Source organism: Mycolicibacterium komossense, from assembly GCF_025822605.1.
Taxonomy (GTDB): domain Bacteria; phylum Actinomycetota; class Actinomycetes; order Mycobacteriales; family Mycobacteriaceae; genus Mycobacterium; species Mycobacterium komossense.
Map to the genome: position 1 here is coordinate 1 of NZ_JACKTY010000018.1, position 13,226 is coordinate 13,226.

At 65.2% G+C, this 13,226-nt stretch carries 16 protein-coding genes; 13 read left to right on the plus strand and 3 right to left on the minus strand.

The window, feature by feature from the left end; all coding sequences use genetic code 11:
* The 8 genes from H7J73_RS06255 to H7J73_RS06290 all read left to right on the plus strand — a co-directional run.
* Nucleotides 1-590, plus strand: a 590-nt coding sequence (locus H7J73_RS06255; RefSeq protein WP_264066405.1) for an HNH endonuclease signature motif containing protein, incomplete at its 5' end; no start/stop codon positions are given.
* Nucleotides 591-828: 238 nt separating this feature from the next.
* Entirely contained in the window at nucleotides 829-1,626 is a 798-nt protein-coding gene (locus tag H7J73_RS06260; RefSeq protein WP_264066406.1) for an SDR family oxidoreductase, read from the plus strand.
* Between the two features lie 50 nt (nucleotides 1,627-1,676).
* Nucleotides 1,677-2,666: an ABC transporter substrate-binding protein gene (locus tag H7J73_RS06265; protein ID WP_435405431.1), complete on the plus strand. Its 990-nt coding sequence runs from the start codon at nucleotides 1,677-1,679 to the stop codon at nucleotides 2,664-2,666.
* A 43-nt stretch (nucleotides 2,667-2,709) separates the two neighbouring features.
* Nucleotides 2,710-3,402, plus strand: a complete 693-nt coding sequence (locus H7J73_RS06270; RefSeq protein ID WP_264066407.1) for a queuosine precursor transporter — start codon at nucleotides 2,710-2,712, stop codon at nucleotides 3,400-3,402.
* Entirely contained in the window at nucleotides 3,402-4,013 is a 612-nt protein-coding gene (locus H7J73_RS06275) for a 5-oxoprolinase subunit B family protein (protein ID WP_264066660.1), read from the plus strand. The genes H7J73_RS06270 and H7J73_RS06275 overlap by 1 nt, the downstream gene beginning before the upstream one ends.
* Before the next feature lie 2 nt (nucleotides 4,014-4,015).
* Nucleotides 4,016-4,894 (plus strand): 5-oxoprolinase/urea amidolyase family protein, encoded by an 879-nt coding sequence (locus H7J73_RS06280; protein WP_264066408.1) that lies wholly within the window; start codon nucleotides 4,016-4,018, stop codon nucleotides 4,892-4,894.
* A gap of 24 nt (nucleotides 4,895-4,918) precedes the next feature.
* A complete protein-coding gene (locus tag H7J73_RS06285; protein WP_264066409.1) occupies nucleotides 4,919-5,464 on the plus strand; it encodes a GNAT family N-acetyltransferase in 546 nt (181 codons plus the stop codon).
* Between the two features lie 95 nt (nucleotides 5,465-5,559).
* On the plus strand, nucleotides 5,560-6,900 hold the full coding sequence (locus H7J73_RS06290) for an FAD-dependent oxidoreductase (protein WP_264066410.1): 1,341 nt from the start codon (nucleotides 5,560-5,562) through the stop codon (nucleotides 6,898-6,900).
* A 102-nt stretch (nucleotides 6,901-7,002) separates the two neighbouring features.
* On the opposite strand, the gene H7J73_RS06295 is transcribed toward H7J73_RS06290, so the two are convergent.
* Both H7J73_RS06295 and H7J73_RS06300 read right to left on the minus strand, forming a co-directional pair.
* Nucleotides 7,003-7,398, minus strand: a complete 396-nt coding sequence (locus H7J73_RS06295) for a hypothetical protein (RefSeq protein ID WP_264066411.1) — start codon at nucleotides 7,396-7,398, stop codon at nucleotides 7,003-7,005.
* A gap of 52 nt (nucleotides 7,399-7,450) precedes the next feature.
* A complete protein-coding gene (locus tag H7J73_RS06300; protein WP_264066412.1) occupies nucleotides 7,451-8,218 on the minus strand; it encodes an isocitrate lyase/PEP mutase family protein in 768 nt (255 codons plus the stop codon).
* 164 nt (nucleotides 8,219-8,382) lie between these two features.
* Between H7J73_RS06300 and H7J73_RS06305 the strand changes: the two genes are divergently transcribed.
* From H7J73_RS06305 to H7J73_RS06325, 5 genes are all read left to right on the plus strand, one after another.
* Nucleotides 8,383-8,682: an Rv0250c family protein gene (locus H7J73_RS06305; protein ID WP_264066413.1), complete on the plus strand. Its 300-nt coding sequence runs from the start codon at nucleotides 8,383-8,385 to the stop codon at nucleotides 8,680-8,682.
* Nucleotides 8,683-8,792: 110 nt separating this feature from the next.
* Nucleotides 8,793-9,614 (plus strand): succinate dehydrogenase subunit SdhC, encoded by an 822-nt coding sequence (gene sdhC / locus H7J73_RS06310; protein ID WP_264066414.1) that lies wholly within the window; start codon nucleotides 8,793-8,795, stop codon nucleotides 9,612-9,614.
* 45 nt (nucleotides 9,615-9,659) lie between these two features.
* Entirely contained in the window at nucleotides 9,660-11,588 is a 1,929-nt protein-coding gene (locus H7J73_RS06315) for a fumarate reductase/succinate dehydrogenase flavoprotein subunit (RefSeq protein WP_264066415.1), read from the plus strand.
* Between the two features lie 2 nt (nucleotides 11,589-11,590).
* Nucleotides 11,591-12,340: a succinate dehydrogenase/fumarate reductase iron-sulfur subunit gene (locus tag H7J73_RS06320; protein WP_264066416.1), complete on the plus strand. Its 750-nt coding sequence runs from the start codon at nucleotides 11,591-11,593 to the stop codon at nucleotides 12,338-12,340.
* A 75-nt stretch (nucleotides 12,341-12,415) separates the two neighbouring features.
* A complete protein-coding gene (locus tag H7J73_RS06325) occupies nucleotides 12,416-12,595 on the plus strand; it encodes a hypothetical protein (RefSeq protein ID WP_264066690.1) in 180 nt (59 codons plus the stop codon).
* Nucleotides 12,596-12,734: 139 nt separating this feature from the next.
* On the opposite strand, the gene H7J73_RS06330 is transcribed toward H7J73_RS06325, so the two are convergent.
* Nucleotides 12,735-13,223, minus strand: a complete 489-nt coding sequence (locus H7J73_RS06330) for a flavin reductase family protein (RefSeq protein ID WP_264066417.1) — start codon at nucleotides 13,221-13,223, stop codon at nucleotides 12,735-12,737.
* Nucleotides 13,224-13,226: the final 3 nt, after the last annotated feature.

Sequence of the window (13,226 nt, forward strand, 5' to 3'; positions counted from 1 at the left end):
CCATCGTGGTGTCCACCACCCTCACAGAACTCGAATCCGGGGCTGGGCTGGCGGTCACCTCGGGTGGGACCCGGATGCCGATGACCGACGTCGTCCGGTTGGCCTCCCACGCGTTTCATTACCTGGTGATCTTCGACCANATGGGGCGGGTACTGGACTTGGGTCGCAGCAAGCGGATCGCCTCGGCCGATCAGCGGATCGTGTTGCACGCCAAAGACCGCGGCTGCACATTCCCCGGCTGCACCGTCCCCGGGTTTTTGACCGAGGTGCACCACGCCGAATGCGACTGGGCTGATGACGGCCACACCAACATCAACGATTTGACCCTGGCGTGCGGCCCCCACAATCGGCTCGTCACACCCGGCGGCTGGCGGACCCGGAAACGCAAAGACGGCCGCACCGAATGGATCCCACCACCACACCTCGACACCGGCCAAGGCCGCATCAACAAACACCACCACCCCGAGGAACTCAAAGACGGCCGCACCGAATGGATCCCACCACCACACCTCGACACCGGCCAAGGCCGCATCAACAAACACCACCACCCCGAGGAACTCCTCCACCCCGAGGCAGACGGGCCGAACTAACGCGCACTGATCTCGGGCACGAAATCCCACGCCCACCCCAACACCCGAGAGATTATTGAATAATCTTATCGGGGAGGCATTTTCGTAACACCGACGGATGATGGGGTCCGCCTCCAGGTCAGGTGCCGCTTGGACGTCGACGGGCTGGAGCTCGCCCAGAAATTCCAGAGCGTCGACGTACTCGCGAAGATCTCGAAGATCTCGAAGATGCGTCACCGCGTCTGGCATGGTGGTGGCCATGGGCAACAGGAAAACGGTATTCATCACCGGGGCCGCGGCCGGGATCGGCCGGGCCACCGCGCTGAACTTCGCCGCCAAGGGTTACGTCGTCGGCGCCTACGACATCGACAGCGCGGGACTGCAAAGCTTGGCCGACGAGATCGGCCGCCTCGGCGCGACGATCGTCACCGGCCACCTCGACGTCACCGATTCCGACGAAATGGCCAGGTGTGTAAACGAATTCACCACGCAAACCGAGGGCCGCCTGGATGTGATGATCAACAACGCCGGGATCCTGCTGGCCGGCCGCTTCCAGGAGATCGACGTGGCCGCCCAGCTCAAGGAGATCGACGTCAACACCAAGGGCGTCGTCAACGGCCTGTACGCGGCATTCCCCTACCTCCAGGCCACCGCGCGCTCGACAGTGGTGAACCTGGCGTCGGCCTCGGCGATCTACGGCCAGGCTGAACTCGCCACTTACAGCGCAACGAAGTTCTTCGTCCGCGGTATCACCGAGGCGCTCGACATCGAGTGGGGCCGCTACGGCATCAGGGTCATCGCGATATGGCCGCTGTACGTACAGACCGCGATGACCCACGGCATCAGTACCGGCACCACCAAATCGCTCGGCATCCAGCTGACCGCCCAGGACGTCGCAGATGCCATCGTCGCGGCGCTCGAGCCCTCACGGCTGCGCCGGGCAGTGCACCAGGTGCACTTCCCGGTCGGCGATCAGACCACGTTCATGATGACGAGCTCCCGATTCATTCCGGCCTGGCTGAGCCGATTACTCAACAAACGGCTCGCACAGGCCTGACATCGGTTGGTATCCCAGCAATCCGGGCTGGTCAGTTATACGCTCTCGCCGTGCAGAAACAGTGGAGCCGGAGAGGATTCTTCGGCGCAGCAGGCGCGGCCGGGCTGTTGGTCGCAGTGGCCTGCTCTTCGGAGAAACCTGCCACGGGTACGCAAGGCGGGGGCACAGTCACCATCAAGCACGCGTTCGGTGAGACGACGGTCCCGTCGGCGCCCAAAAGGATTGTCAGCGCGGGCTTCACCGAACAGGACGACCTGCTGGCCCTCGGAGTGGTGCCGATCGCGACCACCGAGTGGTTCGGCGGCGAGCCGTTCGCCGTCTGGCCGTGGGCTCAGCCACAGCTCGGTACCGCGCAGCCGGCGGTGCTCAGCCTCGCCGACGGCATCCAGATCGATCAGGTCGCGGCCCTCAAGCCGGACCTGATCGTGGCGATCAACGCAGGCGTCGACGCCGATACCTACCAGAAGCTCACCGCCATCGCCCCGACGATTCCGCAGGGCGGCCACGACGCGTTTTTCGAACCGTGGAAAGACCAGGCCAACACCATCGGGGTGGCGACGTTCCAGTCGGACAAGATGAAATCGCTCGTCAGCGCGATCGACGACGGTTTCAAGGCGGTGGCCACCAACCACCCGGAGTTCAAAGACAAGAAGATACTTCTGTTGCAGGGCAACACCTTCTGGGAGAACAGCGTGATCGCCAAGCTGCCCGGCTGGCGCACCGAGTACCTGACCCAGATGGGCTTCGCGATCCCGGACAGCATCAACGCCTTCGCCCGCGACGACCGCGCTGTCATCCCGCTCGACCAGATCGGCCCGGTGCTCGACGCCGCCGACGTGCTGGTCTGGTCCACCGAGAGCGATGACGAGGTGGCCAAGCTGCTGGCTGATCCGAACATCGCCGCACTGAAGGCCACCAAGGAGAACCACAACGTCTTCACAACCAAGGACCTCGCCGGTGCGATGGCGTTTTCCTCGGCGCTCAGCCTGCCCGTCGTCACCCAGCAGCTGCCTCCGCTGATCGCCAAGGCTCTCGCCTGAATTGTCCGTCGAGCTTGACAGCCCGATCTGCTTGGATAGCCCCGTGACAAGCAACGAACTCGACAAACCCACCGAACGCACTGGCTTCGCCCTGGTCGGGTCTGCCTATTATCCGATCCTCGTTGCGATCTTCACGGCCCTGGTGATCATCTCCAACGTCACCGCCACCAAGGGCGTCGCGTTCGGTCCGGTCATCACCGACGGCGGTTTCATCGTCTTCCCGCTCACCTACATCATCGGCGACGTGCTGTCCGAGGTGTACGGCTTCAAGGCGGCGCGGCGCGCGATCCTGCTGGGCTTCTCGATGAATGTGCTCGCCGCGGCCGCGTTCTGGGTGACCATCTATCTCCCGGCGGCCGACTTCTACGAGAACCAGGCGGCACTGGAGAACGTCGTGCACGCCTACACCCAGCTGATCATCGCAGGACTGGCCGGCTTCATCGTCGGCCAAACCATCAACGCTTGGGTCGTCGTCGCCATCAAGGAACGCACCAAAGAGAAGCACCTGTGGGCCCGCCTCGTCGGCTCCACCTTCGCCGGTCAGCTCGGTGACACCCTGGTGTTCTGCGCCATCGCCGCGGGCGCCATCGGCATCACCACGTTCCGTGACTTCGCGGTGTACACCGCGCTGGGCTGGCTCTATAAGACGGCAGTGGAGATCGTCTTCCTCCCGATCACCTACCGGGTGATCGCCATCATCAAACGGCGCGAACCCACGTACGAACCAATGGTGTGATGCTTCGCGACTACGGCGATCAGGCTCTGCTCCTCGAGTGCGACAGCACCGGTGAAGTCCTCGCCTGGGCGAAGGCCATCAAGGAGGCCGACCTGCCCGACGTTCTCGATATCGTCCCCGCCGCCCGCACCGTCCTGGTGACGCTCGCCGCGCCCCGCGCCCAGACCTCGGCCCGTCGACAGCTGGCCGGCATCCGCCTCGAGAACATCCAGCACGCACCAGCTGGCGGCCGCGCCGACGTCGTCATCGACGTCGTCTATGACGGTGCCGATCTCGCCGAGGTCGGTCGGCTCACGGGGCTGAGCGCCGCCGACGTGGTCGCAGCCCACACCGGAACACCGTGGCGGGTCGGATTCGGTGGCTTCGCACCGGGATTCGCCTACCTCGTCGAGGGCGACCCCCGTCTGGAAGTGCCGCGCCGCAGCGAGCCCAGGACCACAGTGCCTGCGGGCGCGGTCGGTCTGGCCGGCGAGTTCAGCGGCGTCTACCCCAGGCAGTCCCCAGGCGGCTGGCAACTGATCGGGCACACCGAGGCTGCGCTCTGGGACATCGATCGCCCCAACCCCGCGCTGCTCGCGCCCGGTATGTGGGTGCAGTTCAGGGCAGTCTGACGATGACCACGTTGCACATTCTGGACACCGGCCCGCTTGCGCTGGTGCAAGATCTCGGCCGCCCCGGCCTGGCCCACCTGGGCGTGACCCGCTCCGGCGCCGCCGACCGTCGCAACCACGCCCTGGCGAACCGGCTGGTGGCCAACTCCGACGACTCGGCCACCGTGGAAGTGACCTTCGGCGGATTCTCGGTAAGAGTGGACGGGGGCGCCGTCGAGATCGCGGTGACCGGGGCCGACGCCAACCCATCCGCCAACGGGATTCCCTTCGGCACCAACAGCATTCATCACGCGCTTCCCGGTGATGTGATCACCCTCGGCCGCCCCCGTTCGGGACTGCGCAGCTATCTGGCGGTGCGCGGCGGGATCGACGTCGCGCCGGTCCTGGGCTCCCGCAGCCATGACGTGCTCTCCGCTCTCGGACCTGCACCGTTGCGCGCGGGGGACGTCCTTCCGATCGGCAGCCATCCGGTCAGCTATCCCGAGCTGGACCAGGCCCCGGTGGCCGGCATCGAAACGGGCGTCGTCGACTTGTCCGTGCTGCCCGGCCCGCGCGACGACTGGCTCGTCGAGCCCGACGCGCTCGTCAACACCAGATGGGTGGCATCCGAGCGCAGCGACCGTGTCGGCATGCGGCTGACCGGCACGGCACTGAGCCACCGATGGCCCGGACGGCAACTACCCTCCGAAGGCGCCACCCGCGGTGCCATCCAGATTCCACCCAACGGGCAGCCGGTCATCCTCGGGCCGGATCATCCGGTCACCGGCGGATACCCGGTCGTCGGAGTCGTCATCGACGCCGATATCGACACGGTGGCGCAGATCCGGCCAGGACAACCCGTGCAGATCCGCTGGGCGCGCGTCCGTTCCGCTGCTTCCTGACGGCCGGCCTGGTAAACCGGGTTGGTGCACACCCAGGTCCACACCGCCCGCCTGGTTCACACCGCCGATCTTGACGCCGAGACGCGCGCCGGCGCTCGCCAGATGGTGCTCGACGCCTTCGGCGACACCTTCACACCTACCGACTGGGAGCACGCCCTGGGCGGTATGCACGCGTTGATCGGTTATCACGGTGCCCTGATCGGTCATGCCGCCGTCGTGCAACGCCGGCTGTTCTACAACGGCCAGGCCCTGCGCTGCGGCTATGTCGAGGCCGTCGCGGTCCGCGAGGACTGGCGCGGACAAGGACTGGCCGGCGCGTTGATGGACGCCGTCGGACAGGTCATCCGTGGCGCCTACGAACTCGGGGCGCTGTCGTCATCGGCATTGGGCCGCCCGCTCTACACCTCGCGCGGCTGGCTGCCGTGGGTCGGTGAGACGTCCGTGCTGGCGTTGACCGGACCGACACGCACACCCGACGACGACGCCGACATCTTCGTCCTGCCGGTCACCGTCGAGCTCGACACCAGCGCTCCGCTGATGTGCGACTGGCGCGACGGCGACGTCTGGTAGTCCCGACCCGGAGATGTGACACGGATCTCGGACGGACATCTTGACGCCCCTCTTCTAATATTTAGGCTTGCCTTACCTAACATGGAAGGCGGGTAATGAGGCAGATCCGAGTGGCGGTCATCGGCGCAGGACCGGCGGGCATCTATGCCGCCGACATTCTCACCAAGGAGTACGAACGGGCCAAGGTCGACGTCTTCGACCGCCTTCCGGCCCCGTACGGCTTGGTCCGCTACGGAGTCGCCCCCGACCATCCGCGAATCAAGGAGATCATCAAGGCGTTGCGGCGAGTGCTGTCGCACAACGATATTCGCTTCATCGGCAACGTCCACTACGGCAGCGACATCAAGCTTTCCGATCTTCGGCACTTCTACGACGCCGTCATCTTCTCGACCGGCGCGCGAGCGGACCGGCCACTGGACCTTCCCGGCATCGACCTGCCCGGCAACTACGGCGCAGCCGATTTCGTCTCCTGGTACGACGGCCACCCTGACGTGCCGCGCGACTGGCCGCTGACCGCGAAGACCGTCGCGGTGCTCGGGGCGGGAAACGTGGCCCTCGATATCGCCCGCGTGCTGGCCAAACCCGCGGACGAACAGCTGACCACCGAGATCGCCGACAATGTGTACCGCGGCCTGGCCGCGAATCAGGCCACCGATGTACACGTGTTCGCCCGCCGCGGCCCCGCTCAGATCAAGTTCACTCCGCTGGAGTTCCGCGAGCTGTCACACTCACCCAGCGTCGACGTCATCGTGCACCCAGAGGGTTTCGAGATCGACGAGGCCAGCCAGCAGGCCATCAACACCAGCAAGTCGACCAAGCTGGTGGTGGACACGATGATGCGCTACCTGGACAGAGAGCCCACCGGTGCGCCGCACCGGATCCACCTCCACCTGTGCCAGTCCCCTGTCGCGGTGCTGGGCAACGGCCGGGTAGAGGGACTTCGCACCGAACGCACCGAACTGATCGGTGATGGAACCGTCCGGGGTACAGGCGAATTCACCGACTGGCCGGTCGATGCGGTCTACCGCGCGGTGGGTTATCTGTCGTCACATCTGGCGGATCTGCCCTTCGACCACCACGCCGGGGTGGTGCCTCACGACAAGGGCCGGGTGCTCGATATCGACGGGGTCCCGATCAGCGACGCCTACGTCACCGGGTGGATCAAGCGCGGCCCGATCGGACTCATCGGGCACACCAAATCCGATGCCGCCGAAACTGTCGCCAGCCTGCTGGCTGACCTGCCCGGTCTCACCCCGCCGGAGACGTCGGACCCCGATGCCGTGCTGGATCACCTGGCGGGCAACGGAATCGACTTCACCACGTGGCGGGAGTGGGAACGGCTCGACGCCCACGAGATCACCCTCGGCGGCCATCGGGGACGGGAGCGGATGAAAGTGGTCTCCCGCGACGAAATGATTCGCGCCGGCCGGGCCTGACGCCTCTCGACCGATGGCGATGAGGCTCAGTGAGTGAACGCCTCGGCTGGGTCGACGCCATCAGCGAAGGGCTGCGGCAGCCGCTTCGATTGCTCGAGCCGGTCAGACGTGACCCGCCGCCGGGTTCGTGGTGGTCACATATGGGTTGTAGATCGTCGTCGGCGTCTGCGTAGTCGGGACATCCGGGGCAGGCACATCTGTCGAGGGCTGATCGGTGGGGCTGATGACGGCGCCCGGGAAATCCTGACTGGTCTGCACACTCGGCACCGGATACGAGGTGGTCGTCGACGATGATGTCGATTCCGGGGTTTTCGACGCGGATTGATAGGTGGGCAGTGGCGGCGGCGGTCCAGATGGCCGGTCCGGTCCGCTCGCCATCTGGACCACGGCATAGATCAGCACACCCAGCAGGACAACGGCGGCCACCCCGGCGCTCCACACCACCGACTGTTGGTTGTGCCAACCGCCCTGGGCATCGGGGCCATCGCTGTCGTTCACGGCCGGGGATCGTAGGCTACGCAGCCGAACAGTTCGGAAACTGCCGAGGCGATCAGGCCCACCGGGCCAGAATCTCGTTGGCCCGGGCCGACAGCGCCCTCTGGAAGAACGGCCCGAAGCTGATCCGCCCGACCCCGAGCGGGCCGAACGATGCCGGATCGTCGGACTCGGGCAGCGCGATCGCATTGACCGGCAGGGGCAACTCGCCGGTCAGCCGGCGCATGACGTCCGGGGTGTGCCTGCCCACCGGATAGAGGCTGTCCGCACCGGCCTCGGCCGCCTCCTTCAGACGCGCGATAGCGCGGTCCACCCGGTCGGTATCGTCGCCGTCGCTACGGATGAACAGGTCGGTCCGGGCGTTGACGACGACGTGTACCCCGGCCGCGTCAGCGGCGGTGCGCAGCGCGCCGACCAGGGCGGCGTGCTCGCTCGACGAGCGCAACCGCTTGCCCTCCTTATGCACGGTGTCCTCAATGTTCAGCCCTACCGCACCGGCCCGCAGCAGCCCGGAGATCAACTCCTCGGCGGGCAGGCCGTAACCCGATTCGACATCCACCGAGATCGGGACGTCCACCTTCGCGGTGATCTGCCCGACGCGGGTCAGCAGATCCTCGAACGCCATACCCTCGCCGTCTTCCTTGCCGATCGAATCGGCCACCGGATGACTACCGACGGTCAGGGCGGCGAAACCCGCGGCCACCGACAGGTCCGCGGACCAGGCGTCCCACACCGTCGGCAGTAACACCGGATTGCCCGGCTGATGCAGCGCGAGTAGGGCGTCGGCCTTCGCCGCGAGTGAGTCGTGCGCGTCGGTACTCATCGAATCTCCATTGGTGGTCGTCGGCCGCAAAGCGGGTCGCTACAGCCAATCGCGGTAAGGACTGCGGCATTCCGAGACGTGATGCGGGTCACGTCTGGATTGTGAAGTGGCTAGCATTGGGTGTCGTAACGTGATCCATGACACCTTCAGCCCAAGGAGGTCACTTGTCCACCACCACCGATCTTGCCGAACTCCACGATCTCATCGGCGGTCTGCGCCGCTGTGTGACGTCGCTGCGGTCCCGTTATGGCGACAGCCCGGCGATGCGCCGCATCGTCCTCGACGCCGAACGGATCCTCAACGATGTCGAGATGCTCGACAGTGATGCCAGCGATCTCGATCTGGCCCGCTGCACCGTGCAACAGTCGGGCGAGAAAATTTCGATCCCGGACACCCAGTACGACAGCGATTTCTGGCGCGATGTCGATGACGAAGGCGTGGGCGGCCACAACAGAACCCGATGATCCTTATCTCGCTGATCTCTCCGATCTCCCTGAGGGTCCGGTCTGCGTCATCTCGTCGTGCCAGCAGCAGTTCTGCAGCACTTGATTTTCTCCGAAAGGGAACCGATTAGATGAGCGCGCCCACGTCGGACCGCAACGCGACCGGTGTCTTCTCGCCGACCCGTGCCCAGATCTCGCAGCGCACGCTGCGAACCGACGCCTGGTGGCGCTCGCCACTGATCGTCGATCTCGGCTTCGCGGCGTTCGTCATCTACGCCACGGTGCGAGCCTTCCTCCAGAACAATTACTTTGTTCCCGAGTACCACTACCTCACGCCGTTCTATTCCCCGTGCATCAGCACCGGGTGCACGCCGGAGGCCAGCGGTTTCTGGCCACAGATCCTGCCCGACGTCTGGTGGCTGCCGTACGCGGCGCTCTCACTGCCGTTCCTGCTGCTGTTCCGGCTGACCTGCTACTACTACCGCGGCGCCTACTACCGATCGGTCTGGCAGTCACCGACCGCTTGCGCGGTGGCCGAACCGCACGCGAAATACACTGGCGAGACGCGACTTCCGCTGATCATCCAGAACACGCACCGCTACTTCTTCTACATTGCGGCCATCATCTCGGTGATCAACACCTACGACGCCATCGAGGCCTTCCATTCGCCGTCCGGCTTCGGCTTCGGCTTGGGCAACATCATTCTGGTGATCAACGTCATCATGCTCTGGGTGTACACGATCTCCTGCCACTCCTGCCGGCACGCCGTCGGCGGCAAGCTCAAGCACTTCTCCAAACACCCTGTGCGGTACTGGATGTGGACACAGGTGAGCAGGCTCAACACCCGGCACAAGATGTACGCCTGGATCACCCTCGGCACCCTGATGCTGACCGATTTCTACGTCATGCTGGTAGCTAGCGGAACCATTTCCGATCTCAGATTCATTGGTTAACAAGTCAATTCACAAGCGTCGTCAAAAATGTAGCGAGGGTGGTCAATGGTTGAGCTCGAACGGCACCAGTACGACGTGGTCGTCATCGGTGCCGGCGGTGCGGGACTGCGTGCGGTCATCGAGGCCCGCGAACGGGGCTTGAAGGTCGCGGTGGTCACCAAGTCGTTGTTCGGTAAGGCGCACACCGTGATGGCCGAGGGTGGCTGCGCGGCGGCGATGAAGAACGTCAACAGCAAAGACTCGTGGCAGGTGCACTTCGGTGACACCATGCGCGGCGGGAAGTTCCTGAACAACTGGCGGATGGCCGAACTGCACGCGCAGGAGGCGCCCGACCGGGTGTGGGAGCTGGAGACCTACGGTGCACTGTTCGACCGCACCAAGGACGGCAAGATCAGCCAGCGCAACTTCGGCGGCCACACCTACCCGCGGCTGGCCCATGTCGGCGACCGCACCGGCCTGGAGATCATCCGCACCCTGCAGCAGAAGATCGTCTCGCTGCAGCAGGAGGACTTCAAGGAGCTGGGCGATTACGAGGCCCGGATCAAGGTCTTCCACGAGTGCTCCATCACCGACCTGATCAAGGACAATTCGGGAAGCGAAGGGCGGATCGCCGGCGCGTTCGGGTACTGGCGCGAAAGCGGCAACTTCATCCTGTTCGAGGCACCGGCAGTGGTGCTCGCCACCGGCGGTATCGGCAAGTCGTTCAAAGTGTCGTCGAACTCCTGGGAGTACACCGGCGACGGCCACGCCCTGGCGCTGCGGGCTGGTTCCAACCTGATCAACATGGAGTTCATCCAGTTCCACCCGACCGGGATGGTCTGGCCGTTGTCGGTCAAGGGCATCCTGGTAACCGAGGGCGTCCGCGGCGACGGCGGAGTGCTGAAGAACTCCGAGGGCAAGCGGTTCATGTTCGACTACATCCCGCCGGTGTTCAAGGGGCAGTACGCCGAGACCGAAGAAGAAGCCGACCAGTGGCTCAAGGACAACGACTCGGCCCGCCGCACCCCTGACCTGCTCCCCCGCGACGAGGTCGCCCGCGCCATCGTCGCCGAGGTCAAGGCCGGCCGCGGCACCCCGCACGGCGGCGTCTACCTCGACATCGCCTCCCGGATGCCTACCGAGGAGATCAGACGCCGGCTGCCGTCGATGTATCACCAGTTCCTCGAGCTGGCCGAGGTCGACATCACCAAGGACGAGATGGAGGTCGGCCCGACCTGTCACTACGTGATGGGTGGCATCGAGGTCGATCCCGACACCGGTGGCGCGGCGACTCCCGGACTGTTCGCGGCCGGTGAGTGTTCCGGCGGCATGCACGGCTCCAACCGCCTCGGCGGCAACTCGCTGTCCGACCTGCTGGTGTTCGGCCGCCGTGCCGGGCTCGGCGCCTCCGACTACGTGCGGGCACTGGCCGACCGGCCGAAGCCCCCCGAGGAGGCCGTCGAAGAGGCCACCAAGATGGCGTTGGCGCCCTATGAGAAACACGACAACCCCGAGAACCCGTACACGCTGCACGCCGAGCTCCAGCAGTCGATGAACGACCTCGTCGGCATCATCCGCAAGAAGGAAGAGGTCGAGGAGGCGCTGGTCAAGCTCGACGAGCTGCGAGGTCGCCTGCAGAACGTCGCTGTCGAGGGTGGCCGGATCTACAACCCGGGCTGGCACCTGGCCATCGACATGCGGAACATGCTCCTGGTCAGCGAATGCGTCGCCAAGGCCGCGCTGCAGCGCACGGAGAGCCGCGGCGGGCACACCCGCGACGACTACCCGGCGATGGACGCCAACTGGCGCAACACGCTGCTGGTCTGCAAGACCACCGAGGCCGCGAGCGCCGAGGCGATGGTGCCCCGGGTGACCGTCGAACCCGAGCAGCAGGTGCCGATGCGACCAGACCTTCTGGAGACCTTCGAGCTCTCGGAGCTGGAGAAGTACTACACCGACGCCGAATTGACCGAGCATCCCGAACGGAAGGGCTGACGATGGCTGCTTATGACGCGAGTCTGCGGGTCTGGCGCGGCGACGAAGACGGCGGTGAGCTCAAGGACTACACCGTCGAGGTCAACGACGGTGAGGTGGTGCTCGACATCATCCACCGTCTGCAGGCCACCCAGGCGAATGACCTCGCCGTGCGCTGGAACTGCAAGGCAGGCAAGTGCGGCTCCTGCTCGGCGGAGATCAATGGCCGGCCGCGGCTGATGTGCATGACCCGGATGTCGACGTTCGGCGAGGACGAGACCGTCACCGTCACGCCGCTGCGGACCTTCCCCGTGATGCGCGACCTGGTCACCGATGTGTCGTTCAACTACACCAAGGCCAGGGAGATCCCGTCGTTCACCCCGCCGAAGGATCTGCAGCCAGGCGACTACCGCATGCAGCAGGAGGATGTGAACCGCAGCCAGGAGTTCCGCAAGTGCATCGAGTGCTTCCTGTGCCAGAACACCTGCCACGTCGTCCGCGACCATGAGGAGAACAAGGAAGCCTTCGCTGGTCCGCGGTATCTGATGCGTCAGGCCGAGCTCTCGATGCATCCTTTGGACACGCTGGATCGCCGCAATATGGCGCAGGAGGAGAACGGTCTGGGCCTGTGCAACATCACCAAGTGCTGCACCGAGGTCTGCCCCGAGCACATCAAGATCACCGATAACGCGCTGATCCCGATGAAGGAGCGCGTGGCGGACAAGAAGTACGACCCGATCGTCTGGCTGGGTAACAAACTCTTCAGGCGATGAGGGCGATAAGCCGGTAGACGTGGATTGGCGGCGTAGGCTCGGGTCAGCCGCCAGTCAACGTCGAAAGGCTGCACTGTGAATATTCGAAAAGCGACGAATCCCCGAGAAACCGCCAGCGTCAACGACATTCGCACGGCGATCCGGGAGTTATCGGCCCGTGCGGAGCTGGCTCGTAAAGAGGGCCGCCCGGCTGACGCCGAGGAAATCGAGAAGCGCGTCCAGGGCTATCGGGAGGAACTCGCGCAGCGGCCCTAGTTCGGCGACCGATGCGGGGCGAGGAACGAGCCCAGCTGAGGAGCCGAACAATCAGGCAACAACCGGCGACCGATGCGGGGCGAGGAACGAGCCCAGCCGAGGAGCCGAACAATCAGGCAACAACCGGCGACCTCCGGCGCTAAGTGCCCAACCGCCGGAATGCGCTGCGGTGGAACACGATCGGCGCGATATCGTCGTGCACGGTGATGTCTTCGACTCGCAACACCACGATCGTGTGATCCCCTGCCAGCACCAGCTGGTCGATAGCGGTCTCAATCCAGACGCTGGTGCCATGGATGAACACTGCACCGCCCTCGGTCGAGGTCGTCTCCAGGCCGGCGAACCGGTCACCGGTCTTGGCGGCGAGTGTTTTCGCGGCCGCGTCATGTGACTCTCCGAGCACGGAGATCCCGAGCTTGGGCAGGTCCTTGAGCTTGGGCCAGGTCGTCGAGGTGTTCTGCACGCTGAATGACACCAGCGGCGGCTCGAGCGATACCGGGACGAAGGTGCTCGCGGCCAATCCCACCCGCTCGCCGTCAACCTCCGCGGCGATCGCAATCACACCGGACGGGAAGTGCCCGAACGCCTCTCGCAGAGCGGCAGGCGACAGGTTGCTGTTGGTGTTCATACT